Annotated in this window: 29 protein-coding genes and 1 pseudogene; 8 read left to right on the top strand and 22 right to left on the bottom strand. The window is 32.8% G+C overall.

Annotated elements, in window-relative coordinates; all coding sequences use genetic code 11:
• Window positions 1–84: 84 nt before the first annotated feature.
• Window positions 85–1,329, top strand: a complete 1,245-nt coding sequence (locus ACJJVN_RS05550) for a hypothetical protein (RefSeq protein ID WP_405377406.1) — start codon at window positions 85–87, stop codon at window positions 1,327–1,329.
• A 156-nt stretch (window positions 1,330–1,485) separates the two neighbouring features.
• A complete protein-coding gene (locus ACJJVN_RS05545) occupies window positions 1,486–2,460 on the top strand; it encodes a YitT family protein (RefSeq protein WP_405377405.1) in 975 nt (324 codons plus the stop codon).
• Between the two features lie 102 nt (window positions 2,461–2,562).
• Here ACJJVN_RS05545 and ACJJVN_RS05540 read toward each other — a convergent pair whose 3' ends face one another.
• The gene (locus ACJJVN_RS05540) at window positions 2,563–3,138 is read right to left on the bottom strand and encodes a slipin family protein (protein ID WP_405377404.1); all 576 of its coding nucleotides are present in this window, start codon (window positions 3,136–3,138) and stop codon (window positions 2,563–2,565) included.
• Window positions 3,139–3,844: 706 nt separating this feature from the next.
• Between ACJJVN_RS05540 and ACJJVN_RS05535 the strand changes: the two are divergent.
• Together ACJJVN_RS05535 and ACJJVN_RS05530 are read left to right on the top strand one after the other, a co-directional pair.
• Window positions 3,845–3,970, top strand: a pseudogene (locus tag ACJJVN_RS05535) (hypothetical protein); the annotation flags it as partial.
• A gap of 178 nt (window positions 3,971–4,148) precedes the next feature.
• Complete coding sequence (locus ACJJVN_RS05530; RefSeq protein ID WP_405377403.1) at window positions 4,149–4,787, top strand: hypothetical protein; 639 nt, start codon at window positions 4,149–4,151, stop codon at window positions 4,785–4,787.
• Window positions 4,788–5,096: 309 nt separating this feature from the next.
• On the opposite strand, the gene ACJJVN_RS05525 is transcribed toward ACJJVN_RS05530, so the two are convergent.
• From ACJJVN_RS05525 to ACJJVN_RS05495, 7 genes are all read right to left on the bottom strand, one after another.
• Window positions 5,097–5,339: a hypothetical protein gene (locus ACJJVN_RS05525; protein WP_405377402.1), complete on the bottom strand. Its 243-nt coding sequence runs from the start codon at window positions 5,337–5,339 to the stop codon at window positions 5,097–5,099.
• Between the two features lie 201 nt (window positions 5,340–5,540).
• The gene (locus ACJJVN_RS05520; RefSeq protein WP_405377401.1) at window positions 5,541–6,641 is read right to left on the bottom strand and encodes a slipin family protein; all 1,101 of its coding nucleotides are present in this window, start codon (window positions 6,639–6,641) and stop codon (window positions 5,541–5,543) included.
• Window positions 6,642–7,296: 655 nt separating this feature from the next.
• A complete protein-coding gene (locus ACJJVN_RS05515; RefSeq protein ID WP_104515354.1) occupies window positions 7,297–7,836 on the bottom strand; it encodes a hypothetical protein in 540 nt (179 codons plus the stop codon).
• Between the two features lie 740 nt (window positions 7,837–8,576).
• A complete protein-coding gene (locus tag ACJJVN_RS05510; RefSeq protein WP_170034572.1) occupies window positions 8,577–8,726 on the bottom strand; it encodes a hypothetical protein in 150 nt (49 codons plus the stop codon).
• 281 nt (window positions 8,727–9,007) lie between these two features.
• The gene (locus ACJJVN_RS05505; RefSeq protein WP_405369432.1) at window positions 9,008–10,291 is read right to left on the bottom strand and encodes a DEAD/DEAH box helicase; all 1,284 of its coding nucleotides are present in this window, start codon (window positions 10,289–10,291) and stop codon (window positions 9,008–9,010) included.
• Between the two features lie 153 nt (window positions 10,292–10,444).
• Complete coding sequence (locus ACJJVN_RS05500; RefSeq protein ID WP_104515356.1) at window positions 10,445–10,861, bottom strand: hypothetical protein; 417 nt, start codon at window positions 10,859–10,861, stop codon at window positions 10,445–10,447.
• Between the two features lie 47 nt (window positions 10,862–10,908).
• Complete coding sequence (locus ACJJVN_RS05495) at window positions 10,909–12,753, bottom strand: hypothetical protein (protein ID WP_405377400.1); 1,845 nt, start codon at window positions 12,751–12,753, stop codon at window positions 10,909–10,911.
• Between the two features lie 154 nt (window positions 12,754–12,907).
• Between ACJJVN_RS05495 and thrS the strand changes: the two genes are divergently transcribed.
• The 4 genes from thrS (at window position 12,908) to rplT (ending at window position 16,548) form a co-directional block, all read left to right on the top strand.
• The gene (thrS, locus tag ACJJVN_RS05490; protein ID WP_405369434.1) at window positions 12,908–14,854 is read left to right on the top strand and encodes a threonine--tRNA ligase; all 1,947 of its coding nucleotides are present in this window, start codon (window positions 12,908–12,910) and stop codon (window positions 14,852–14,854) included.
• 55 nt (window positions 14,855–14,909) lie between these two features.
• Window positions 14,910–15,422: a translation initiation factor IF-3 gene (infC, locus tag ACJJVN_RS05485; protein ID WP_262497515.1), complete on the top strand. Its 513-nt coding sequence runs from the start codon at window positions 14,910–14,912 to the stop codon at window positions 15,420–15,422.
• A 477-nt stretch (window positions 15,423–15,899) separates the two neighbouring features.
• Complete coding sequence (rpmI, locus tag ACJJVN_RS05480; RefSeq protein ID WP_104515360.1) at window positions 15,900–16,097, top strand: 50S ribosomal protein L35; 198 nt, start codon at window positions 15,900–15,902, stop codon at window positions 16,095–16,097.
• A gap of 106 nt (window positions 16,098–16,203) precedes the next feature.
• Window positions 16,204–16,548 carry a 50S ribosomal protein L20 gene (gene rplT / locus ACJJVN_RS05475; protein ID WP_104515361.1) on the top strand — a complete coding sequence of 115 codons (345 nt, stop codon included), beginning with the start codon at window positions 16,204–16,206 and terminating at the stop codon, window positions 16,546–16,548.
• Window positions 16,549–16,882: 334 nt separating this feature from the next.
• Here rplT and ACJJVN_RS05470 read toward each other — a convergent pair whose 3' ends face one another.
• The 14 genes from ACJJVN_RS05470 to ACJJVN_RS05405 form a co-directional block, all read right to left on the bottom strand.
• Window positions 16,883–17,500, bottom strand: coding sequence for a hypothetical protein (locus ACJJVN_RS05470; RefSeq protein WP_104515362.1), 618 nt, complete (start codon window positions 17,498–17,500; stop codon window positions 16,883–16,885).
• 280 nt (window positions 17,501–17,780) lie between these two features.
• On the bottom strand, window positions 17,781–18,776 hold the full coding sequence (locus ACJJVN_RS05465) for a DUF6588 family protein (protein WP_405377399.1): 996 nt from the start codon (window positions 18,774–18,776) through the stop codon (window positions 17,781–17,783).
• 145 nt (window positions 18,777–18,921) lie between these two features.
• Window positions 18,922–19,269, bottom strand: coding sequence for a hypothetical protein (locus tag ACJJVN_RS05460; protein ID WP_405377398.1), 348 nt, complete (start codon window positions 19,267–19,269; stop codon window positions 18,922–18,924).
• A gap of 11 nt (window positions 19,270–19,280) precedes the next feature.
• Entirely contained in the window at window positions 19,281–19,721 is a 441-nt protein-coding gene (locus ACJJVN_RS05455) for a hypothetical protein (RefSeq protein WP_405377397.1), read from the bottom strand.
• A 57-nt stretch (window positions 19,722–19,778) separates the two neighbouring features.
• Window positions 19,779–20,273, bottom strand: a complete 495-nt coding sequence (locus ACJJVN_RS05450; RefSeq protein WP_405377396.1) for a TlpA family protein disulfide reductase — start codon at window positions 20,271–20,273, stop codon at window positions 19,779–19,781.
• A gap of 51 nt (window positions 20,274–20,324) precedes the next feature.
• On the bottom strand, window positions 20,325–20,792 hold the full coding sequence (locus tag ACJJVN_RS05445; protein WP_405377395.1) for a type II secretion system protein GspG: 468 nt from the start codon (window positions 20,790–20,792) through the stop codon (window positions 20,325–20,327).
• Between the two features lie 122 nt (window positions 20,793–20,914).
• The gene (locus ACJJVN_RS05440) at window positions 20,915–21,613 is read right to left on the bottom strand and encodes a hypothetical protein (RefSeq protein ID WP_405377394.1); all 699 of its coding nucleotides are present in this window, start codon (window positions 21,611–21,613) and stop codon (window positions 20,915–20,917) included.
• A gap of 301 nt (window positions 21,614–21,914) precedes the next feature.
• A complete protein-coding gene (locus tag ACJJVN_RS05435) occupies window positions 21,915–22,754 on the bottom strand; it encodes an RNA 2'-phosphotransferase (protein ID WP_405377393.1) in 840 nt (279 codons plus the stop codon).
• A gap of 276 nt (window positions 22,755–23,030) precedes the next feature.
• Entirely contained in the window at window positions 23,031–23,444 is a 414-nt protein-coding gene (locus ACJJVN_RS05430; protein WP_104515370.1) for a DUF4375 domain-containing protein, read from the bottom strand.
• A gap of 288 nt (window positions 23,445–23,732) precedes the next feature.
• Window positions 23,733–24,224 (bottom strand): hypothetical protein, encoded by a 492-nt coding sequence (locus tag ACJJVN_RS05425; RefSeq protein ID WP_104515371.1) that lies wholly within the window; start codon window positions 24,222–24,224, stop codon window positions 23,733–23,735.
• A 198-nt stretch (window positions 24,225–24,422) separates the two neighbouring features.
• Window positions 24,423–25,007, bottom strand: coding sequence for a hypothetical protein (locus tag ACJJVN_RS05420; protein ID WP_405377392.1), 585 nt, complete (start codon window positions 25,005–25,007; stop codon window positions 24,423–24,425).
• A 196-nt stretch (window positions 25,008–25,203) separates the two neighbouring features.
• Window positions 25,204–25,506, bottom strand: coding sequence for a type II toxin-antitoxin system RelE/ParE family toxin (locus tag ACJJVN_RS05415; RefSeq protein ID WP_104515373.1), 303 nt, complete (start codon window positions 25,504–25,506; stop codon window positions 25,204–25,206).
• Window positions 25,503–25,745, bottom strand: coding sequence for a type II toxin-antitoxin system ParD family antitoxin (locus ACJJVN_RS05410; protein ID WP_405377391.1), 243 nt, complete (start codon window positions 25,743–25,745; stop codon window positions 25,503–25,505). Before ACJJVN_RS05410 ends, ACJJVN_RS05415 begins: the two co-directional genes overlap by 4 nt.
• A gap of 317 nt (window positions 25,746–26,062) precedes the next feature.
• Window positions 26,063–26,728 (bottom strand): hypothetical protein, encoded by a 666-nt coding sequence (locus ACJJVN_RS05405; RefSeq protein WP_405377390.1) that lies wholly within the window; start codon window positions 26,726–26,728, stop codon window positions 26,063–26,065.
• Window positions 26,729–26,788: the final 60 nt, after the last annotated feature.

Below are 26,788 nucleotides of genomic sequence, written 5' to 3'. Positions count from 1 at the left end.
AAAGCGGAATAGAAATCCATCTCATAGAACCTAAAATTATTATTTACTTATTCTATCTTGCAAAAAGAATCCATTCACTAAACGATGCTATATCAAAACCCTAATAACAGTTATTTATCTAGGTTTTGTATCGTGCTCTTTATTTTCATTGCCAGCACCATAGCGGTAGGACAAAAGGATAGTATAACTGTAGAGATTAATGGTCTGGTAAAACCGCATCTGGCGTCTACACATCATTTAGGGTTGTTCTCTTCTCGCATGACGCAAAATTTTAAGACCAGTGTAAGTAAGAGCTATGAACTGCATCTAGAAATACAATCTGGAAATAATTTTCACGCACCTGTCCAGGCCTTTTTACCAGAGGATCGTGAAATAAGAAACCAGTTTAGAAATATAACATGGTTTTACAGGCCTTTTAATTATGTAGATCAAGAAACAACACCAGCGCAAATATTAAGTATGGAAATCGATGCGGTGTATAAAGTCTATAGACCTGCGTTAACCATACCTATAAGTAAAAGTAATGAGATAAAGATAGGCTTGCGGGCTTTTCAAACGGTTAAGGGTAATTTCTTTAATTCGCCTTTTACAAATGACGATTCTATAGAGTGGTTTCATAGTAATATTGCTGGTGGAGAAGATCCTTTTGGCAGGAAATTTTATGGCGTTAATCAAGTGGCTGTAAACTATACCGACCGCAATGGAAAAACACTCACCATGGAGGCTGGTGATATTATCTTAGGCGGTCTAGAATTATCACACAGCTATTATCCCAAATTACAAAGGTGGAATGATCGCAATTTATTCTTTAACATACAGTCACAAATAGGATGGAATATGAGTGCTTATAATAATTCTCTAGATCTAGGAATAGGATTAAATGCCATTAAAAAGTACGTTCTTAATCCTAAAAGCAATTTATGGCTAGGTATAGGTTACAGTGTGTTATATAAAAATGCAATAGACGGCACAGATAATCTGGACTTAGGAAACAATCGTTTTTTAGGTTCAGGAGAGGTTATGGCACAATGGTCTCATAAAACAGTACACGGTAATCAAAATATTTTGGGCCTTAATTATCAAAATCAGACCTCGTATTTTAAAAAAGAAGAAGCCGATTATTTTCATCTCAAAGGTGATTATGCTGCTATAAATCAAGGTTGGCATTATGGTTACACCACGCTAATAAAAAACCTGAGCAGCTGGTCGTTTTTATATACACATGCTAGACCTAAGATTTCTTACACCATTTATTTAAAAGAAGATCTTACCGTTAATAATGCACCAGATCTAGAAACAGGAATATCATTACAAATACCTTTTCATTAAATTTATTTCTGCTATCTACTTATAAAGAAATTAAGTAACTATTAACTAGTTAAAAGTAGTAAAAAAACGTATTTTCAAGATTGTGATTTGAAACTTATTTCACAAATAAATGCCCGAATAATTCAGCGGAAACAATTATAAAATCAAACCTCATAAATGAATCAACTTTTAACTAATATTATTATTCAAACTACTCTTAAGTTTAAGGATAAGAAGAAATACCCTAAAGGAAAACCTTCTGAATATAGGCTTGCCAAAAAATACAAGGAACTGGTAGTTTCTATAAAGCGTAATATCAAAAACTTTATTCTTATAGTTATTGGTATATTCTCTGCTTCATTTGGTTTTAAAGGTTTCTTACTGACTAATGATTTTATAGATGGTGGTGCCACTGGTATTTCTCTACTCCTTGCCGCTATTACAGATATACCTCTTTATGCTTTAATTATAGGAGTAAATCTACCCTTTGTTATTATGGGTTATAAAATCATGGGAAAGCATTTTGCCTTAAAAACAACACTTGCCATTATCGGACTCGCATTATGTGTTGCAGTAGTTCCTTTTCCTAATGTCACTGATGACGATTTACTAGTTGCGATTTTTGGAGGTTTCTTTCTAGGTGCAGGAATAGGTCTTGCTATAAGAGGTGGCGCGGTTATAGATGGTACAGAAATACTTGCCATTTTCTTAAGTCGCAAATTTTCTACCACCATAGGTGATGTGATTATTTTAATAAACGTGATTATATTTTCATTTGCAGCTTATTTACTATCTATAGAAATAGCGCTATACTCCATGATTACTTATATCGCGGCCTCTAAAACTCTGGATTTTATTATAGAAGGTATAGAAGAATATATAGGTGTTACCATCATTTCTTCTCAAAGCAATCGTATAAGAGAGATGCTTATCAATAAATTAGGTCGTGGTGTGACTATTTATAAAGGTGAAGGCGGTTATGCAAAAGATGGTATTTCAAAAGATATGGATATCATTTATACCGTAATAACGAGACTAGAATTAAATAAATTAAATACTGAGATCGAAAAAATAGAACCCAATGCCTTTGTAATAATGAATAGCATTAAGGACATAAAAGGTGGTATGATTAAGAAGAGACCTTTGCATTAGAGTTAAGTAATTAACTAAATTGAAATTAAAGGTTCTGATTCTGTTCACATAAACATCATGCAAACAAAAAAGATTCTTTCCCTTTTACAGGAAAGAATCTTTTTATTTACCCAAAGCAAAAATCTCCTTTAATTGCTTTACCATACCACCGTTACCAGTAATACTTATTTCACCTACTTTGTCAGCTATTCTCTCTACATATTCCATTTCTTTAAGCTTAAACAAAGTTTCATTTTCTTCCATCAATTTTGCAGCGTTTAACATAGTTCTTGTTTCGGCAGTTTGCTCACGCCTTAGAATGATATTTGCTTGCGCTTCTTTTTCTGCTACAATAACTTTGTTCATAATCGCCCTCATTTCTCCAGTTAGAATAATATCCTTTATACCGCAATTGCTTACCTCTACTCCTAATCTACCAGCTATTACTGCGACCTCTGTCTCAACAGCTGTTGCGATTTCTTGTTTATTTTCTAACAATTCGTCTAGAGTGTAATTACCCACATAAGAACGCAATGCCATTTGTAAGGCAGCGTATAACTGCTTCTCAAAGTCTTTATTTTCTATCAATGCCTTGCGTACATCGATTACTTTAAAGCTGGTGTTTAAAGTCATTCTTATGGTTGCCTTATCTTTAGATAACAATTCCTGACCGCTCAATTCCATTTGTTTCCATCTCATGTCGGTAGCGTCAAAATAAAACAGACTGCACAATGAAGGTTGATGTTATAAAAGTAAATGATAGACTTACTTGAATTATTTAAAAAATATGGCTTTATTTTTAATTCAATATGGATTCCCTTAAGGTGGTTCAGAGAATAATTAATGATCATCCATTAGATTCAGATACTATCCATATTCATTTAGATCACTTATTAGAGCTACCTTCTGAGATGGGTAATCTGATTAATTTAAAAACTCTATATATTCATTCAAACTCTCTCTAATTGATCTTCCTAAGCAATTACTAAACCTTAAAAAAAAATCAAATCCATTCGTTTAGATCAAAATGATTTTGAGAACACACCTGACGTATTATTTAAAATGGATTGGCTAAAGCATGTAGACTTAATTAATAATAGATTATCTGAAGTTGATTATCGATTAAATAATTTGGTCCATCTAAAAGAATTAGATTTAGTAGAAATTTGTTTCAAATGCCAAGGAAGATCTTTGATCAATCCCCTTCCGAGGTAATGAGTTTTCTTCTAAAATTAAAAAAAGGTGAGAATATTAGCTTAAATGAAGCCAAAGTAATTTTATTATAAGAAGCTAACATTGCCAAAACAGCAGTAGTCAAAAAAAACTAACAAAAGATATTTATTTAGAAGCAACACCTATAACTCGTGGTATTAATATTACTAAATAGCCCAATAAAGATTATCAATTTAATATTTGGGATTTCGGAGATCAAGAGATAATGAGAGCTATACATCATTTTTTTATTACCGAAAGGTGGTTATACCTTCTATTATGGAATTCCAGAGAAGATGATATTAATAGAAAAATATAAGATTGGTTAGAATTGATAAAAACATATGAAAGTAATTCTAGCAATTCAACCAATTGAATTTCGCAAATATGAAAGAGAATTGCTCAAATATGAAAGTAAGGTAGTCACTCGTGTAAACAGCAATTTTTAAGTCTAGAATGCCAGTATGTTTGTACCATAACTTTGAATAATTTACAAAATGAAAAAATTAAAAAACCTTTCCAAATTATTTATTTGCTGCTTTTTATTTGCAAGTATTATCTCATGTGATAATTCAGATGATGAAATTTTGATTAAAGAAGAAGGAGTTTCTTTAGAAACTGAAGCTTTAGAATCTAAACTCATAAACTATAGAGAATTGGAGAACTTTACTGATATTAAGAACAAATTTGATGTAATTAATGAAAATCCAGAACAATATTTAAAAGGATTAACAATTAATCTACAATTTGAAATGACTTATTTAGAAACTACATCTGGATTAAGATTAATTCAAATACCTTTATTAAAAAAAGATAATACAGTATCAGAGTTTATTCTAAATTTTAAAATTGATAATGAAAGTAGTATCGTTTACACAACTAATAATAACAACGAATTAAGTGAAACTAAATTTATTTCATTGCCGCAATTAAAAGGCGGACCTACAAAGCCATGTGTTCCACATTTTTATACTGTTACCGTTTGTGAGTCCAATTGGGTTAGAGCTGACGGAAGTGGTAGACCTTGTCGCGGTTATGATCCTAATGGTAATTGGGAAGGTGCAGCAGGTATTGATACTTGTGAGTATGTTACATCATGTAGAACTTATACAGACGTTGCATGTGGTGCTCTATAAATTATTACATCAGATATAGTAATTAGTTGATTGTACGAATGATCACCTTAAAGGAAAGCCATTACAAGGCTTTCCTTTTTTTATATTTCAAAGTTTTACAACTATACAAGCTTTAGTTAAAGCGATATTACCAAAGCTACATTAAAATACATTAGACACTAATTATGTATTAGAAAAACATTAAACATACTTAATTTTGACTAAAAATTGGAAGTTTTTTGAAAAACTAATCATAGGCTTACAAATTCTATTTGGCTTTCTAATTATTGTTACATTCTTATATCTAGTAAACCAATTAATAACAAGCCGTTACCCTAACGGATCCATTCCATGGAGTTTTAATTTAATTCTAGTAATGGTCATAAGTAGTAAATCCATTATTCTCATGAGCTTTTTAGTCAATATCGCGAGTATCTTATGGTATAAAAATAAACCTGCAGGGTGGATATTAAGCTCTACAGTTTGGTTGTTATTAGTAGTCTTTTCTATTATTAGAATTTTTACATTAGACATGGATAGCGGTAAATTTATATCATTACTGATTGTAAACATTTTATTTGCCCTTTTTAGTATTGGCGTTAGTATTTCACTGCTAAATAAAAGATTCTGACAGTATAACAAACCGTCAAAGAGTTTAATAATTATCTGTATTTTATTATTTATTATTCTTACTACAGAAAAGGTTCTGATTCTGTTCACATAAACATCATGCAAACAAAAAAGATTCTTTCCCTTTTACAGGAAAGAATCTTTTTATTTACCCAAAGCAAAAATCTCCTTTAATTGCTTTACCATACCACCGTTACCAGTAATACTTATTTCACCTACTTTGTCAGCTATTCTCTCTACATATTCCATTTCTTTAAGCTTAAACAAAGTTTCATTTTCTTCCATCAATTTTGCAGCGTTTAACATAGTTCTTGTTTCGGCAGTTTGCTCACGCCTTAGAATGATATTTGCTTGCGCTTCTTTTTCTGCTACAATAACTTTGTTCATAATCGCCCTCATTTCTCCAGTTAGAATAATATCCTTTATACCGCAATTGCTTACCTCTACTCCTAATCTACCAGCTATTACTGCGACCTCTGTCTCAACAGCTGTTGCGATTTCTTGTTTATTTTCTAACAATTCGTCTAGAGTGTAATTACCCACATAAGAACGCAATGCCATTTGTAAGGCAGCGTATAACTGCTTCTCAAAGTCTTTATTTTCTATCAATGCCTTGCGTACATCGATTACTTTAAAGCTGGTGTTTAAAGTCATTCTTATGGTTGCCTTATCTTTAGATAACAATTCCTGACCGCTCAATTCCATTTGTTTCCATCTCATGTCGGTAGCGATGGTTTCTATTTTTGTAGCATTTTTCCAGAAATAATAACTTCCTGCTTCTAGCAATTCTACGCACTTACCTTCTACCATTAAAAGACCTTTACTACCACTGGCTATTTCTACATTACGCAATAGGTATAAATTTCTCAATTGCTCATAAAAGGCAACTGGCACATTGTTATCTATATAGATGGATGCGGTATCCGCTTTCGCGAAAGCGAAGTCTATCAACCCTTTCCAGAACACATATCTACCAGTGGTAAGTACTTCTGACAGGACACCGTTTATAGTTACCATGACTATCTCTGTACTACCTACATTAATAACGTTTACCATATTTGCAAACTCTTTGTTAGCCAACATTAAATCCATGGAAACTGGTCCCACTTGCTTTACAGACATATCGCATACTACGAGTCTTTCATTAAAACCTAACCAGTAGGTACCTGCTATCAATACTCTATTAAAATTGCCGTTTTTTAAGACGATACCTCTAGTACCTTCTCTTATTCTTACTCTTTTCATTTTACTCTATTTGTGCTTTTAAAAGCTGGTTATTTACTATTAAATAAAACAGTAAAACATGGTTTCTAGATCTTTAAGGAAGTTGTGACCGCATAATGATTTAAGTCTATAACGTTTTATTCTTTGATCAACAAAGAGCTAACTACTATATCATTTTATCATAACGAGATGGCATCTCACTTATAAATAAAGGTGCTTTTCTGTACCTACTTAACTTAATATGGTGGTATATACTAAACACAAAAACAGATGTCCTACTGTTTTGGGGACCTTTTAAAGCCGTGGTCATGGCTACATCAATTTTAAAGATTGATACAAGTCATTTTGAGAAGTGACTTAACTTCATACAAGCTACAACCCTATTGTAGTGCCTTTACCAGTTTGGCCACAAATCGATGAGGATTTGGTAGGACTCGAACCCACAATTGTACTGCTGCTATAACCGGACTTAGCTAACCTGCTCTCGCAGGTGCTGGATTTGAACCAGCGATCTTCAGTGTGAGATAGTATTAAGGTTACTATCAACCTATCGATTCAAATAGGATATCAAAATTCCTATACGCAACTGCGCAGGACATGATACTACCGTGCTATACAGAAACACAGGTTCTAAATTTGAATGATGCTTTAAAAGAAAAGATTCTTTTACCTAGTGCTACTTCTTTTTCTTTTTGGCTTTTTTCTTGCCTTTAGTTTTCTTAGAAGTTTCTCTAGTTCTTTTAATCTTTTCTTTAATACGTTTTAATTGATGATCTATATGTTCATTAAGTTCATCATTTGCTATTAAATAAGCCTGTTTCATTATCTTAACTGCAAGTCTATATTTTCCTAAACGTTCTAGAACAAGACCTAACTGCATGTATAAATAGGCTTTATTAGTTCCTTTAATTTTTAAAGCAAAATCTATTAATCGCATCGCTTCATGATACTCTTCATTTAAGATCAATACACTTACGTATTTAGGATAGGCGGTTACTAGATCTAGGTTTTTAGACAATGCCTGTGCATAGTAATCCTTTGCAGCAGGATAGTTAGAAAAACGCTCTGCCTGTAATCGCGCCATGGTAAATAAAGTGTAAGCGTTTTCTGGATCATAAGAGAGTGCATAGTTTAATGACTCGACGGTTTCTTCTAGATCCCACTCAAAATTATTTAAGGCTTTTATTAAGTAAGTATTATGTGTAATAGTGTCCATAACTGTTTTATTAAGAGGTTTAAATGACCTCTAGTGTGCGTTACGGATTTCTTTATGTGGTATTTTTATTTGAGTTTATCGCATAAAAAAATCCGAAACATGATTTTTTAAATTTTTCATTGTCTTCGGATTTTTCCATTATTGATATCTAGTTAGTCAATAAAAAGAATACCGAAGTCGTGTAAGCCCTATGGCTCTAGGCAGCTGGTCTTCTAAAGACGAGAAACCCATATGTGTTTGTGTGTATAACATCAACTTCTTGTTTAAATTAATTGTTTTGCATTGTTCTTAAATGCGGTGCAAATATAAAGTTGTTATTTTCTAATAACCAAATTAAAACGAATTTAATTAACTGATAATCAAACTTTTATATTTAAAAATAGACACTAGAAGACCTGTCCGCAAGTTGCAGATAATTGCCATTTTACTATCGCGTTGATAGTTATGGTTTTAGGATATGGACTCATTTATCTTTTCGCATTCATTTTCTTTGAAAAAATTTTGAAAGACCCACAAAAAAAAACGCTTGATCTATCGATCAAGCGTTTTTCTTTATGTTTTACCTGTGTAATTATATCTTACATAGGGTCAAAAACAAATAGATAACCACTCGATCTCAAAGGAAAATCTCCTCCTAGATCTGTCCAAGAAGGTACTTCCTGACGTAAGTTGTTATGTATTGTATTGTTTTTCATAATGCTGCAAATATATAGAAAATATTGAGATGTGTATTTACCTCATCAAATTCCTATGTGTTCTTGATCACAGTAGTAATCTTGCACGCTATTAGTTTTACAGTATAATTCTGGTTGTATGGCCTGTTTTACTTTTCTTTTTCCTGTTCTAAATATTTCAATAAGGTTGAATATAGATTTTATTTGAGTTTTCATAATAATTGTTTTTAAGTGATGGTACAAAGTTGCGACATTTTAAAGCTTTCTTGATCGCACAAGATTCCTCATTTATGTTCTATTATTCCTCGATTACAAAAACAATTAACATTTATGTATTTTGAATAAAGAATCATATTTCCATACTAAAACACGTTTTTATAAACTCTTTATCACAAAAACCTAAGTTATTCGCACAAAAAAAAGCCTTTCATCAAATGACAAAAGGCCTTTATAAAATATTAATTTTTCCTTATTCTATTTAAGAACTAAGACAACTGTTATCTGCGATTGCGACTGCTATTGCGACCAGAGCCACCACTTTTAGAAGAACCTTTACCACCACTCTTAGATCTATTATTATTTCTTCCTTGAGAGCGACCACGTCCACCACCTTGTTTTTTAAGGCTAGGCTCTGCAGCATCTTCCATTTTAAATTCAAAATCGTGATCCTCCACAACAGGAATACTCGTTTTAATCAATTTCTCGATATCCTTTAAGAAAGGACGTTCTTCAAGCATACAGAAAGAAACGGCTAGACCGCTTGCTCCTGCTCTACCAGTTCTACCTATTCTATGCACATAAGATTCTGGTACGTTAGGTAAATCATAATTCACTACATAACTCAACTCATCGATATCTATACCACGAGCGGCTATATCAGTTGCTATAAGTGCTGTAAGCTCTCCATCTTTAAATTGCTTTAAAGCTCTTTGTCTAGCTGCCTGAGATTTATTACCATGTATAGCGGCACTTTTAATACCAGCTTTATCCAGATCTTTTACTATCTTATTTGCTCCATGTTTTGTTCTAGAAAAAACTAACGTTGGGCCATTTAATTCACCACCTAATAAATCAACTAAGAGTTTTGTCTTGTTCTTTTTATTAACGTGATAGATTCTTTGCTCTACTTTCTCTGCAGTAGTCTTTTCTGGTGCGATAGTTACTCTAGCAGGGTTACCTAATATTTCATTAGATAATTTTACTATGCTGCTAGGCATAGTCGCACTAAAAAATAGAGACTGTCTTTTTGTAGGTAGAATTTTCAACAACTTTTTAATGTCGTGAATAAAACCCATATCCAGCATCTGGTCTGCCTCATCCAGCACAAAATGCTCTATGTGATCTAACGAGATATAACGCTGGTTTATTAAATCCAGTAATCTACCTGGAGTAGCAACTAGCACGTCTACTCCTTGATGTAATTTGTATACTTGAGAGGTTTGTTTTACACCACCAAAGATGACTGTATTTTTAATATCAGTATACTTTGTGTAAGCTGTAAAGTTCTCACCTATCTGTATAGCTAGCTCTCTTGTAGGTGTTACTACTAGTGTTTTAATACGCCTTTTACCTTTAGGTGGCGCACGGTTATATAAATCTTGAACGATGGGAATGGAAAACGCGGCAGTTTTACCGGTTCCAGTCTGCGCACAGCCTAATAAATCTTTTCCTTCTAATAAAACTGGAATGGCTTGTGCTTGTATAGGTGTAGGACGTTCATATCCTTGGTCTTGCAAAGCTCGCAAGATGGGTTCTACTAACCCTAATTCTTTAAATGTCATGTATAATATTGAACTGCAAAGGTAAGCTATTGCAACTATTACCGTATCAAAGAGTTGTTTTCTTAACGATACTTTATTTATAAGAGATGATATTAGTAGCTATTCCGCTTTCGCGAAAGCGGAATCTCATCTAATTATCTCTATAAAATCGGCTTATTGAATTCTTAAATTATACTGCCTACTGGTACTATCTTTACACAAATCATCTCCGTCTTCAAAGAGGCCATCATCCTCATCATAATAACTATCTGGAGCCTCTACGTTTAAATAAACATCTAGAGTAAAACGTCCTGAAACCCTAGGTGTACCATAGATAACTAACTCACGACCATAAGATTCATAATCCATACCGGCAGGCAATCCATCTACTGAAAAATAGTAATAATAAGCATTATCTGCAGGGTCGTTATTTATCTCTGCATTGAGACTGTCTTCATAATAAAAATCTCTAAAACCATTAGACAACACCTTATCATTAAGTTGTGGTCGATTATCGATAATACAGTCTAAGAATGGATCACAACTAGTTATTAATAAACTAACGCCGATGAGAATTAACAGCTTTTTCATAGGTTGGGTTTGATAAAAGCTCATCAAACCTCAGGCCATTTTATTATTTAAGAGGCTTTTCTTATAAAAACCTTTCCTTCTTTCACATTATCAATAAGCTCAATATCTGTTATACCTTGAGAGTCTTCAAAGGAATAATTCTCATTATTAATCTTAAAAGACAGTTTGTAAATACTGTTATTACCTACTAGAGTTTTGTATTCTAAATTAGAAAAATCATGTCCAGATTCTACAAGGTTTTTCACTAAATTCTCAAATTGTTGTGCCGTATATTGAGATGTAATAATATAAGTTTTATTAGTTCTAAAAGATAGTTGCTTTGCAGCACCTTCTATATTTTCTATAATTAACACGTTACCATTAAATTTATAATTGCGACTTTTCTTTTTATAAAAAACCTTACCCATTATCAATTCTTCTTCATAAGGTAAGTCTAGTGTTAAGAGCTCTCTACCCATGGTGTTATAAATTACGGTTCTATCGCTGTATACGGTATAGAAACATTGCTCTGCTTTAAAAATAAGAGTTCCTTCGGCTATCGGTTTTTCTGTGCTATCTTCTTCTATGATAAGTTCTGTATTCTCTTTCATGAGAGTCTCTAAATTCTGGAGACCTGCAAGACGATCTTTATAATTCTCGTTGATCACATTAAGCGTCTTTTCTGCTAGATCTCGTTCTCTCTGTATGCGATCTAATTCTTTTACCATTTCTTGTTCTTTGAGTTTTTTAGAGATTTCTAAAGCCTTAGTTTTTTCATATTCTAACTTCTCTAACTCTTCTTCCTGGTTTCTTCTTACTGCGTCTAGCTCTTCATTTGCTAGCTTTATCTCTTGCTTTTTGAGCTCTTCGGCAGTGAGGCGTTGTTTTTCAAGAGCCTTAGATGTCGCTCGTTCTTCTCGATAATCTAATTTTCTAGCTTGTTTCATTTGAGCAAGACTCTCTTTAGATTCTTTTAAATTTTCATTCTTAAGATCTGACAGTCGTTGTGCCGCCTCTCTATCTTCTTTTATTTTTAAAAGTCGTTCTTGCTCTATTAAGTTTGTACGTCTTAATTCTTCTGTTTCCTTAATTATACGCAAGCGTTCTTCTTCTAATTTAACTATTCTAGCAGCCTCTTTCTCGCGTTTTTGTTGCATTTGTTGCGCTTGCAACTCTTCTTGTTTTCTTTTACGTAATTCTAGTGCTGCTGCGGCAGCCTGGGCCTTGCGTTCCCTTACTTTAATCACTGTAGCGGCGAGGCGCTCTTTTTGTTGTAAAAGTGCCAGTCGTTTTTCTTCTTTTAATTTTTCTGATCTAGCTTGGGCTATTTGAGATTTTAAGGCTTGTTTTTCTTTTTTTGCTTTATTTATTTGATCCTTTAAAAGCACTGATTCTCGCCCATTTATTTCTGTTGGATTTTCTTGTGCTGACTTTAAATTTGCACTGGTATTTTTAAATTTTTCATCACCTATTTGCTGTCGGTTGATAACGGTAGTATGTGTGGCTATGCTAGAATCCTTTTTTACATCACAGTGGTCAAAATAGATAACTTCTTTAGTTACCTTATCTATTTCTAGGCAAATGTCTTTTATACCTTTATGATCCTCTTCAAAGACGTGATAAACCACGCCAGTACTGCTCACTAATTCTATCCCTAGTTTACTGGTAACTCCAGATTTACGTCTATAAGCGTTTATAGAACAAGAAATTCCATAGTGCGCTTTTAGATCTTTAAATAATGAGAATATTTGGTCGCGATCTACCGTTAGATCTAGCGTATACGTTTGTGTATTTGTGATAGAAAAGTTGTTGCATAGCATGGTTGCTGGATACGTTTCCGCTTTCGCGAAAGCGGAACTACCCAATACAAATAGCAATAAGCACAACTTCCATTTCCCTAATAATGAAGTCATGTAATATAGAATTGAAGATTAAAAATACATAAATATCTTTATAACAGCCTATTCCATAGGCACTAAAAACGATTAAAGAACTTAAAAAACTGTTGAATTAAATAATTGCAAATTTCTCCAAAGAGTTTACCTTTACAGCACATATTTTGTAGTTATGATTAACATTACATTGCCAGACGGCAGTATTAAAGAAATGGAAAGCGGCTCCACTCCTATGGACGTCGCAATGAGCATATCACAAGGACTTGCTCGTAACGTAATAAGCGCAAGCTTTAATGGTACTAAGGTAGAGACTAAAACACCTCTTACAGAAGATGGTAGCCTGGTTTTATTTACCTTTAGTAATCCTGAAGGAAAAGAGGCTTTCTGGCACTCTACTTCTCACATTATGGCACAAGCTGTTGAAGAATTATTCCCTGGAGTAAGTTTAACAATAGGACCTGCGATAGATAACGGTTTTTATTATGATATCGATTTTAAAGAGCACTCGATCTCAGAATCTGACATACCTAAAATAGAAGCTCGCATGCTAGAAATAGCTCGCGGTAAACATGAGTTTACTATGCGTAGTGTTTCTAAAGCAGATGCTATTCAATTCTATAAGGATCAAGACAATGCTTTTAAGGTAGAGTTAATTGAAAACCTTACTGATGGAGATATTACTTTTTGTGATCACGATACTTTTACAGATTTATGTCGCGGTGGACACGTTCCTAACACAGGAATAATCAAAGCGGTAAAAATAATGAGTATAGCTGGTGCATACTGGCGTGGTGATGAGAACAACCAGCAACTGACACGTTTATACGGAACTTCTTTTCCTAAACAAAAAGACTTAAAAGAATATCTAGCACTTCTAGAAGAAGCTAAAAAACGCGACCATAGAAAACTAGGTAAAGAATTACAATTATTTACTTTTTCCCAGCGTGTAGGTCAAGGGTTACCATTATGGTTACCTAAAGGTGCTGCACTACGTGAGAGACTGGAAGATTTCTTGAAAAAAGCTCAGAAAAAAGCAGGTTATGAGATGGTGGTAACACCTCACATAGGTGCCAAAGAGCTTTATGAAACATCTGGTCACTATGAAAAATATGGAGCAGATTCTTTCCAACCTATTACAACACCTAATGAAGGTGAAGAGTTTTTATTAAAACCTATGAACTGCCCTCACCACTGTGAGATTTATAAAAGTGCACAATGGTCTTATAGAGATTTACCTAAACGTTTTGCAGAATTCGGTACGGTATATAGATATGAGCAAAGTGGTGAATTACATGGTTTAACTCGTGTACGTGGTTTTACTCAAGATGATGCACACATATTCTGTATGCCAGAGCAATTAGACAAAGAATTTAAAGCGGTAATAGACTTAGTTCTTTATGTATTCGGTTCTTTAGGATTTGAAAACTTTACGGCACAGGTAAGTATACGCGATCCTAAGAAGCCAGAAAAATATATAGGTGACACTAAAAACTGGGAAATTGCAGAAAATGCAATTATCAGTGCTGCAAAAGATAAAGGTCTTGATTATGTGATAGAAGAAGGTGAAGCTGCCTTTTACGGTCCTAAATTAGACTTTATGGTGAAGGATGCCCTAGGTAGAAGCTGGCAATTAGGTACTATACAAGTAGATTACAATTTACCAGAACGCTTTGATCTATCATACAAAGGCGCTGATAACGAGTCACATAGACCAGTTATGATACACAGAGCACCTTTTGGTAGTATGGAGCGCTTTATAGCTATTTTATTAGAGCATACTGGCGGTAATTTCCCACTATGGCTGATGCCAGAGCAGTGTACTATTCTGTCACTCAGTGAGAAATATGAAAATTATGCTAAACAAGTGGCAAATTCCCTAGAAATTAACGAAATTCGCACAGCAGTTGATAACCGTGCAGAAACCATGGGTAAAAAAATCCGTGAGGCAGAAATGAATAAATTACCATATATGCTTATCGTAGGTGAGCAGGAAGAAAAAGATGGTACAGTTTCTGTAAGAAAACATGGTGGAGACGACTTAGGAACGATGAGTGTTGCAGATTTTACAACACTAGTTCAAAAGGAAATCTCTGAAACGATAAAAACATTTGAAGTTTAATTAAAATTATATAGTCATAGCAATACGTAGACGCAGAAGCCGTGGTCCGGCTCGAATTATCAAAGAAGACAAGCACGCAATCAATGAAAAGATACGTGCGAGAAAAGTACGCCTAGTAGGCGATGGAGAACCTCGTGTTATGGACACACGTGACGCACTTAAGGAAGCACAGGAAAAAGAACTTGACCTAGTTGAGATCTCTCCTAATGCTGACCCACCAGTTGCAAAGATCATGGACTACAAGAAATTTGTCTATGAACAAAAAAAGCGTGAGAAAGTAATAAAGCAAAACGCTAGTAAAGTGGTTATTAAAGAGATCCGTTTTGGACCTAACACTGATGATCATGATTACGAGTTTAAAAGAAAACATGGTGAGAAGTTCCTTAAAGAAGGTGCTAAATTAAAAGCTTATGTATTCTTTAAAGGTCGTTCTATTATCTATAAAGATCAAGGAGAAATCTTACTTTTAAGACTTGCTCAAGATCTTGAAGAACTAGGTAAAGTAGAACAAATGCCTAAAATGGAAGGTAAACGTATGAATATGTTTATCGCACCTAAGAAAAAATAATCTTACTCGTTACTGTTATTAAAAGGTAGTAGCAACGTAGAAAGTATATATTTAAAAGACTGTCTCTGAAAACGAGACAGTCTTTTCTTGTTTCAATAATTTAGATTTTAAGAGTTAGTTTTTATCATACTTCGTAGAATAACAATACATTCAAATACGGTACAACAGCTACTTAAATAAACAGCAACATCTAGAACTGGTTAAACCACTAGTGCTCCATCAAAGCCTGCTATCTTATTTAAACAGTTAACGACTAGGTACCGCACAAGAAAAATAGAAGATAAATTTCAATGAATGAGTAGGAATAAATTGATGTTTTATAATGCCATTTCTAAATAAAAACCTATTTTTGCAATCCTTAATTGAGGACCGTGTATTTGTGTCTTAATTATCCCTAATAACTCATTGATTTAATAGGTTTTAAGAAACAAAAAACAGTTTAAGAGAAAGGAATACGAGAATTTAAAAAAGGAAATTATGCCTAAGATGAAAACAAAATCTAGTACTAAGAAGCGTTTTAAGCTTACTGGTTCTGGAAAAATTAAAAGAAAACACGCTTTTAAAAGTCACATCCTGACTAAAAAAAGTAAGAAACGTAAGTTAGCTTTAACGCACTCTACACTTGTGCACAAAGCAGACGAACCAAATATCAAGTTACAGTTACGTCTTAAGTAAGACATTTTTGTAAACCTTGATGGTTTATTAATTCACACAATAACCCAATAGTAGCGCACAATAAAAGAATCTAGAAATGGATCGCCTGCTGTTAAAAAATTAAATTATGCCAAGATCAGTAAATGCAGTAGCTCGTAGAGCACGTAGAAAAAAAGTCCTTAAACAGGCAAAAGGTTACTTCGGACGTCGTAAAAACGTATGGACAGTAGCAAAGAATGCAGTAGATAAAGCTATGGCTTATTCTTACCGCGATAGAAGAAACAAGAAAAGAACTTTCCGTAGACTATGGATCACGCGTATCAACGCTGGTGCTCGTATGCACGGAATGAGCTACTCAGCATTCATGGGAGCTGTAAAAAAGAACAACATCGAGTTAAATCGTAAAGTTCTTGCAGACCTTGCTATGAATCACCCAGAAGCTTTTGAAGCAGTAGTAAACAAAGTAAAATAATTAGGTTTAACAACCATCTCTCGTAATAAAAATCCTCATCAGCAATGATGGGGATTTTTTTATGCCCTAATTTATTGTTTTTGTTACCTAGATGCACTCCATCACATCTGTTCTTATCAGTTTCTATATTTGTAGAGACTTGCTTACTGACGCGATCCAGCCACCGGTTAAGAATTCTCATTCTACACTTTATTTGTACACCCTAAAGAACGAGCTTCTTCCATAAGAATTATTCCTCTTATAGAACCTAGTTCAATGAAAGCAGAAAAACTCTGACATAAAAAAACCGATGCTTTAACATCGGTCTTTTCAATTATCACTTATGGGGTGATTACTACTTCTTCATTTCTAAATCAGTAATTTTATTTAAGCCTTTAATCTCTTCTTCATATTCTTCTGAGGCGTCTTGCATGTTTTTACGATACGATCTATCGTTCTCGATTTCTTCCATGTATTCTTCCATAGCATCTGCTTGTACATTATTATATTCTTGTACAGTCTCTCCTACTTCTTCTCTTAAATCCTCATATTGCTCAATGACTTCTTCTAGATTTTCTTCAAATTCATGACTGGTCATTTTTGTACCATTCATTAACTCTACATAATCTTTTTGCACATCCATTACATCTTCCATGATCTCTTCGGTCATTAACCATTCTGGCATGGTATCATCTAGCATCATGATATTAGAACTCATTAATGGTATGATCTCTCGTGTCGTGGTAAAATCTTTACCTTCTAGCATATATACGTGATTTGATAAAGTATTGAAACTACTCCATCCACTCACTCCTACTATTCCTTCGTCTTTTAAATCGTCTGCGGTACCATTAATATCTTTGGTCACTCCGGTGTTTACACCTTCGGCAGGTTGATATGTTTCTTGTGCATTTACATTTGAGATAGTAAATAATCCTGCGATTGCTAGTGTTGTTATGATTGTCTTTTTCATTTGTCTGTATTTTTAAATTAGTTATTTATTACAGTACAAAGTTACAGGCTATAAGAAGTCAGGCCCACATAGAAATTCACAATGGTTCTCTAAAAAAGCATCGTTTTTTAACAGAATTAAAGAAAATAGTAGTTAAAACGATCTAATTACTTATAAAAATGCCAAATTAGACGCGTTTCTCAAATTATGAACTAGCATAAATCTTTAAATTATTTGGGTAGATAGATGGTTGTTTCGCTTTCGCGAAAGCGGAATTATAAATAGCCTTTATAAAAATAAATTAATTGATATTATAAACACCACTTATATTAAGGTTAGCAAACTGACCGACGCTTAATTGAGTATTTAAATTCCATTTAGGGGCGATTTGATAAGCAACGCCAGCATCTACCTTAAATGAATGCTTGGTCTCGCTAAGAGTGGTAAGCACGTTATTAAAAAGGTTGAAAAATATACCGTCTTCTCCTGTTAAACTGTAATCCACCCAACTGGTATTATAATTAACTGCTGTAGAAAATGTCCATTTATTGACATCTTTACTAGCTACAAGACCTGCGTTTATTGAATGAAAATCGATAAGCGATCCATCTATAATTGCTAACGGCGCACCACCATCTTGTGGCTCTAAATCCAGTGGCTCATCATAACCTAGGTTAAGATCGGTAAGACTGTAGTTAGTATAAAAAGCCAAATCACAACTGCGATTTTCTTTATAAAAGTATTGAGATAGATTGTGTTTAAAGCCTACTCCATAAACGGCATAACTAGAACGCTCGATAGTGATTTGAGGCGCATATCTTAAAGTAACCTCTGTCTCTTTCCATAACCCTACCTGTCCTTGTATATAAGGAAAGGCAAAGAAATCGGTATTTAAACCAGAAAAGGCCTGAAATTCATAGCTCTCACCTTCTATCATAAAATCAAAAAACACGCGTTTCTGTCCACCTAATGATGTAGGTATAGATGCCTGTTCTGCTTCTCTTATATCTAGATTAATAAAATCAGATTGTTGTACTGTAAAACTCTTTTTATTAGAAGGAAAAGGTAGACCACTTATACCAACAGAGACGTTAATTTTAAATTTATCCAGAGATTTTGCAGTATGGAACCATCCTGCACCTGTTTGCATAACGCTAGCCTCTGCAGCAGGATCATTATAACCGTCGAGAATAAAGAGTATATCTGTCAAGACGTTTTCTACGTCTGTCTGAGCTGTACTATTCTTGAAACTAATTAATGAAATTAAAAAAACGGTAAGGAAATAATAATTTTTCATGGATGGGCTTATGAGTCAAATGTACAAATGTTAATTGAGATTATTACAAGAGAGATTTGCAATTGATTTTCAAGCACTAACGATTAACAACCTAGAGGCTGATACCAGGAAATTATTTTCCACTTACCTTTTATTTTTGCTACAGTCATATTGTTAGTTTTGCTTCCATAGAGGTAAGCATATCTTCCATACGTTCTAGATCTACCTTATGAAGTTTAATTATAATACTACTGCCATCTAATACAATTTTTAGGTTAGACTTGAACTTATAAACTTTTGATGCTGCTGTCCCTGCAAATAGATCTATTAATCCATTGAATATTGAAAAAATCCATTTGATTTTTTCTTTATTAAGTTCTATTGATTTTATGTCGTTCCAAAAATAAGTTCCAGAGTTTATGGGATCAAAAACATCGATTACATGAAGGTCAACCTTATTAAGCGTAATTTTTAACTGAGGAGTTTTTCTCAACTCGTATACTTCGTGTTTCATTAAATGTAAATTTACTCAGGACCTAATACGTGTAATAACTTAAAATCTACTTCTTTATCCTTGTTTAAATCATATTCATAAATAGCTCTTCCCATAATATGTCCGTCGTCAAAGTCGGCTATTAACCACTCACTACTCAACAACTGAATATTACCAAAATGCATAGTACCACCTAAGACAGCTTTTAACGGAATCAATTCTGGTTGTTCACGAAGACTACTTTCAATAAGAAAAACCGGATCTATTATACCTTGATCTAGAAATGCCTCTCCATCAAAGTCAGAATCAAACCAATAATTAGTTGGAGTTTTTTCAATTCTAGAAAGCTTCATCAAAGAATCATTTTCTATTTTTAATCTATCTATTTCAAGAAGTAAGTCCTCTTTTCTATCCTTATTTGAGCAAGCTAGAAAACCAAATGAGCAAATTATTACTAAAAACGTTTTTTTCATAAGGAACTTGTATCGGTAATAATGATTAAAGTATACTTTAAAAATAGAAACGAGTCACTACTTTTCATAGTTCTCAATAACCTTTGCAATCACATCTGATGTGAGTTCATAACCGGTTAATAATGGATAGCCTTCCCACCTAACGATACCATCAGGATCTATTAAAATGCAGTGAGGTATACCTCTTACTTCTAGCGTATTGTTTAATCTACTTTGAGTATCTATGGCGCTGTAATATTCTATTTTAGGTCTTTTAAGCTTTTTAACCTTTGCTTCTGGCTCATCACTTAACCCTATTACAACAAGTTTATCTTTAAACTCTTTTTGGTAAGAATTCAATTCAGGTATTGCTTTAATACAAGGTCCACACCAGGTAGCCCAAAAGTCTATTAAAACAAATTTCCCTTCGGTATCTGGAATATCTGACAGCCATTTTTCTACTACTAGTTCAGGCGCTTTTTCATTAAGAATAGATTTTGCCCACAACTCTTTTTCTTGTGCATAGGTCGAAATGGTGAATAAGGCAATGATTAAAAAAATGAAGTTTTTCATGTGGCGGTTGGTTTTGATTGGTTCAATTTACTATAAAAATACAACTTCCATTTAATCAGGAATTATATCGTCACTAGTGCCATGTTTACCATCTGGTCCAGCAGATGAAATAAAGAAACTTTTCCCATCATCAGACAAAGTAAATTGATACTCTCTTTTCCAAGCGTCTGTTTTCCATTCTTTACGCACCGGATTACTACCTATCAACTCTTCTAGACTGTTAGGATAACTACCATTTATCTCGTACCAATTCTCTACCCTACCTGCAATGATCGTTATTTCTTGTTGGGTATTTTTAGGATAGGTGATTGTTCTTTTATAAGTTATAAAAAGTATCATTAATACTAGAGCAAGAAATAGAACGATCGAGTATATAACAACACTGGGCTGCATCATATATTTTTGAAATGGTCTATTAACTCCATCTTCTTTTTCTAACTTTTCTATATTTTTTCTATGCTTATAATCTTTGCGTAATAAAGCAAAATTTATTATTTCAGAAGCTAAAAAATACATCATTGTATAGATTTTAAGAGCCAATAAAGGTATTGTGTATGATTATAAATATAGAAGTGTACCTGTAAGAAATTAAGTGAAATTCACTTGTCTTTTAGTGCGGTTGTTTGTTATACGCAGGCTTTTCACACGTTCAATATTTTATCGGCTACGATCAAACAATTTTCCAAACTTCCTGTCATTCCCATTGAATTTGTTTCCAATTCCAAAAGTCTCTTTCCAATTTTTATCCGGTCTGCATTTTCTTTTTTTAATTTAAAAATTCCAGCAACATAACCAGAATATTCATCTCTTGGTGCTGAATCATTTATTCCAATTGGGTCCCAATCATTCCATAGAATATCATCAAGTTTTTTACTAATAATTAAGTCTGTAGCGTTCTTATTATTAACTCTTTTGTTTCTATTGAATATCAAAATTGTACCTTTTACTTCTTCATTTAAATATTCATTCGAAAACGTGTCTGAAAATTTTAATGCAAGACTTGGTATATAAAATCCGCTGTCAGAGTCAAATGGTGCAGGAAGTCCAGTTGAATTATAAGTGATTTTAGCAACGTTTTCTGCTAATAATAAATATAGTTCAAAATCAGAGTTGTTGTTTTTTAAAGTCAGATTTCGGATTTTACTAAACTGCTTGTGAGCGTCTTTCCAATTCTCCGAATTATCAATGATTTCATAAAGTTCAATTATTTCGGTTGGAATTTTTTCCAAAAACTGGTCAAATCTTGATAAAATTAGACGAGCCCAATCAGGTTGAACAATATTCGGAACATTGTCAAATATTTGTTGTCCTACATTAATTTCAGTCTTAATTTTTTCCATTAAGTTTTAAATTCAGATTAATTTTTTAGCTTGCATACAATAGTCAAAGGTATCATGCGAGTGAGGCATTACATTGGTATGCTGTTATTTTGATTATGGTTGTAGATGTGAAAGTACAAAACAAATTTAGAACTCATGAGCCTTACAGGTGTTCAAAAAGAGCAAGGTAAATTAGGTATACACTTCATTGAAAAGTAAATCAGTATTATATATGATGACGGATATAGAAGTGTACTTGTTAGAAATTAGGTGAAATTCGCTTGTTTTTTTAGTACGGTTCTTTGTGGTGTATAGTAATGGGTTACAAGTACCAATCATTTTGGTCGGGCAATAATCTTTTTTCTATCCATTCATCTAAACTTCTATAATTTTTTGTTGTAGGCCAAATTCCTCTGTCCTTTTTTCCACTCCAAGTTGGATGAATTACGTATACTTTTTCGCTTTCCGAATCCTCAAAAAGACAGTCGTCATTCGGTTTATGTAATCCAATTAATTTAAGTCTATCGATTTTCCCATAAAGAGAATGTTTATTATGTACTTCTTTTTTTAGTTCCTCTTTTATAATTTGGTCTCTTTCCTCTTGAAAATTGAAATACCAAGGATTAAATTCCAAATATTTTGAAGGTATATCTTTAGTTAACCATACGTTTTGTTGTGTTTTAAAAAACTCCCATCCGTTTTCGATTAGTTTTGTTGTATTTATCTCAATTAAAAATGGCTTTCCGTGTCTTTTCCCCACTTCATTTGCCATTTCAATATCTTCTGATAAATGAACATATTGACGTTGCCCAGAAATCAATCCATTTTTAATGATTCCTCTTAGATTCTTTGATGCAGTTCCGTGAAATAATATTTTATTAGGTATTTCAGAGCTTACTTCTTGTTCTATTGATATTGAATGTCCGTGAGTTGCTTTTATTCTTAGTTTTTCTAAATCAATTTTCCAACGAATTTTATCAAAACTATTATTGAGTTCTATGAGTTGATTTTCGTTAAAGTCAATATTATTTGAATTTAGTGCTTTTATAACGCTTTGGATTTCAGCCCAACCAAATCGATCAACTTGAATATTGCCATCCTCAGGTTTATGTCTTAACCAGTAGCTTATTAATTTGCTTATTTTTTCTTGGTTTTCGCTCACTATAATTATTATGCACAACAGCCAAAGATATAATGCGTGTGAGGCATTCCATTGGTATGCTGTTATTTTGATTATGGTTGTAGATGTGAAAGTACAAAACAAATTTAGAACTCATGAGCCTTACAGGTGTTCAAAAAGAGCAAGTTATAATAGGTGAATACTTCATTAAAAAACAAAATCAGGATTTATATATGACGACGGTTATAGAAGTGTACTTGTTAGAAATTAAGTAGGGTTCATTTGTTTTTTAGTGCGGTTCTTTGTCGTAGTGGGCTTTTATTTTCCAATTCCAGTATTATTTATGTGTTTCATTAGAGCATTTTCTAAATCATCTGATAGTTCCCAAAATTTGTCGTCCATTTCCTCAATATAGTCCTCGAGTTCATCTTCATCAAACTTGTCAAATTCATCTTGTCGAGCATCTGGTCCTTCCGGAACTCCATTTGGAAAATAAGTTTTATTAAATTCACGTAATTGATCAGCAATCGAATTAAAATTCAGATATTCCAAGTCCAGAATAGTATCCGCATTTTTGTCCGCTCCGTGATTCACATAATGATCCCATAATCCGTCAGTTGTTAAAGGTTCAACATTAAACCATACTCGTTGTTCACGAGTCAATTTCTGATAATCTGAAAATCCTTTATCAACTATTTCTTCCCACGCGTCTTGGGCTTCGTCTCTTGTCATATTTTCGCTTTTCTCAAATGCACATAACTACTAGAAGTATAATGCGACTGAGGCATTCCTTTGGTATGTTATTGTTTTAATTATGATTGATGTGAAAGTACAAAACAAATTAAGAATTCATACGCCTTACAGGTGTTCAAAAAGAGCAAGTTATAATAGGTGAATACTTCATTAAAAAAACAAAATCAGGATTAATATTTGATGACGGTAATAGAAGTGTACTTGTTAGAAATGAAGTGAAATTTACTTGTTTTTTTAGTACGGTTCTTTGTTGGCAGTTCGTTTTTTTTAGTTCGTATAACTTCTTATTAGTTTGTCGTTTGATTTTATCCATTTATTATATTGTTCAGGAAATGGATTGATTTTCAGAATGGATTGATAATGCGTTTCTATAAAGTCTTTTTCATATTCAAAGTCATAGAAATTGTTCAGCGATTTATGTTTTTTTATTAATTCAGTTTTGTCAGTCAAGTATAATTCAAGCATAAAGTCAAAACGAATCATTTCCTCAATAATGGTATTTTTTCCGATATAAACTTCAGGAAAATCATAACCTTGATTTACGATTGAAATATAAATCCCAAAATCATTTTTAAAGGTTTCAATTCCACGTTTTTGATTAGAAATCGAATATCCATCTTCGGACAAATAGATGTTCGCTTTTTCTTTCATTTGAATAAACAAAGGATGAAGAACAGGTCTCCATTGATTTTCATCAGTTTCAAGTTTCTCCTTTGAGTTACTTTTAAAAAAGCTGGAAATAAATTTTTTAATTTTCAATGTGTTTTCTCGGTTTCTTAAATGACTGCCAAAGGATTTGTATAAGAATAGTAGGGCTGAAAATAAACAGTCACTATTCAGTAGAACACAAACCGAATTTTTAAAATTTACTTATTATTTTTTCTCAATAAGCCAAATTTAAAAATTTGGCGACTTCGCAAAGCTGTGATTGCGTTCTAAAATATATTCAAATTTATATTATTCAATTCCTTCGTGGTCAAAATTTAGTTGTCCAATATTGTCTATAATATTGGGTTCAATGTCAAAAGTTACTGGAATGTTATGTGGCTTTCCCAATAAATTAGTTCCGTTTAAAAAATTTTTTTTTTTAGCTGTGAATTCATTCTCATACCAACAATCAAAGAAATTTACAAAGCCATAAAATTCATTATTTGATATTAAAACAGAGTTTCCAAATTTATTATGTCCGCCAGCTTGAAAATCTAAATAGCTATCAAAAATGCAATTGTCAATTTCTAAACCACCCAAAAAATATGTGAACACGAATTGACATTTTTTAAATCGACTATTAGTTATACTAACAGCTTTCTCAAATTGGGTTACGCTACCAGAAAAATATTCGATTATACAATTTTCAATAACAATTTCTTTATTCCAACCGTCAACCGTTTCAATTTTCAGTTCGCCTTCCACATAATAATCTTTTAGTGTTATTCCGTTATTTAATAAAGCGGTAGCTTTTTCTTGAGAAATATTATGTTTCGGTGTTTTTGTCATATTGTGGTCAATAGCCAAAAGTATAATGCGAGTGAGGCATTCCATTGGTATGCTGTTGTTATGGCTATAGTTGTAGATGTGAAAGTACAAAACAAATTTAAAATTCATTTGCCTCAAAGGTGTTCAAAAAAAGCAAAATCAGGATTAATATATGATAATGGATATAGAAGTGTACTTGTCAGAAATTAAGTGAAATCCGCTTGTTTTTTTTAGTACAGTTGTTTGTTGTACACCGTTTTTTTTATTTCAGATGTTTTTTAATATCCATTCTCTGATGTAAAATTCTAACGATTTCTACCATCTCATTATCTACTTTTCTGTAAAACAATAGATGAGATTTAACTTTCGAAACTCTATAATTTTTTCGAGTTTGTTCTGCAGATTTTCCTGCAAGATAATTTTCCGCAATAAATTCAATTTCTGCAATTATTAAATCGTAATATCTGTCTGCTTGTTCTTTAGACCATTTGTTAAGAGTATAAATCCAAATTTTATTTAAATCCTCAATCGCTTGTTGACTTATACGATATTTGTTATTACTCATAAGTGTTTACGATGTAATTCTTTCAGGTGTTGTTTTGGGTCAAATTCTTCAATAAATCCACTATTTTCTCCAACTTCTAGAGCTTTAATCAATTCCCTTTCTTTTTTTTCATCACGTTCTAACAAACGTAAAGCAGAACGAATTACTTCGCTAACCGAACCATATCTTCCAGAATTCACTTCTTCTCTAATAAACTCCTCAAAATGATTTCCGAGTGATATTGATGTGTTTTTTCCCATTTCGAATATAATTTTACTCAAATATACCAAATATTGGTAACGCAACCAAAATGCACATAACAGCCAAAGGTATAATGCGAGTGAGGCATTTCATTGGTATGTTATTGTTTTAATTATGATTGATGTGAAAGTACAAAACAAATTAAGAATTCATACGCCTTACAGGTGTTCAAAAAAGAAAGGTATAATAGGAGAATACTTCATTAAAAAAGCAAAATCAGGATTAATATATGATTATGGATATAGAAGTGTACTTGTTAGAAATTAAGTGAAAATCACTTGTTTTTTTTACCACAGTTGTTTGTCGTAAGCAGTTTTTAATACTGGTTCAAATAGGCAATAACTTTAGATTCAGGCTCATAAAATATATAAAGATAGCCGTGGCAAAAGTTCAGATATGGGTCAAAATCTTCATCAATAATTTCCTGTCCAACTAATGTTTCACAATCATCAATTTCTGCTAATTGAAATAAAAATTTCATTTTGTTTCCTGTAATTGGACAAATAGGCCAGTTTTCGTCACGAATCCAATTAGGTTTTCCACAATGACCAATTTCGCCAGGTATCATATCAATATTATGAACTCCAATTTTGACTTTAGTTGGTAATGGATTGTCAAAAATAAAATTCAATTTCTTGTATTCTACATAAGCCGTATTAGGTATTTCATCATATAATGGCTGAAAGTCAGTAGGTACATTTTCTCTTATTAATTCAGGCTTTTTTGAATTAGAATAATCAAAAAACACAGGTTCTCGAAGGTCAATAAAAAATGGGCAAATCAAATGCAAATCGAAATCGATTTGTTCTAAATGTTGTTCTTTTTTAGAAATACATCCAAAATAAACAATCGCACTCGTTTCTAATTTAGGTATCTCAAATTCAGAATTTGCTTTTCCTCCAATACAATTTTTCCCTTTAGGATTAAGAATCAAAGTTACTTTATCAGATTTCTTTTTAAATATGTTCGATAGTATGTTCATTTCTCAAATTACTTACAACGTTCAGTATAATAAATCGTAGGGCAGTTAATAAGCACTATC

It is taken from the genome of Nonlabens sp. Asnod3-A02, from assembly GCF_045063755.1.
Lineage (GTDB): Bacteria > Bacteroidota > Bacteroidia > Flavobacteriales > Flavobacteriaceae > Nonlabens > Nonlabens xylanidelens.
The sequence above is the reverse complement of the archived record's forward strand: the minus strand, read 5'-3'. Positions and strand labels throughout refer to the sequence as shown.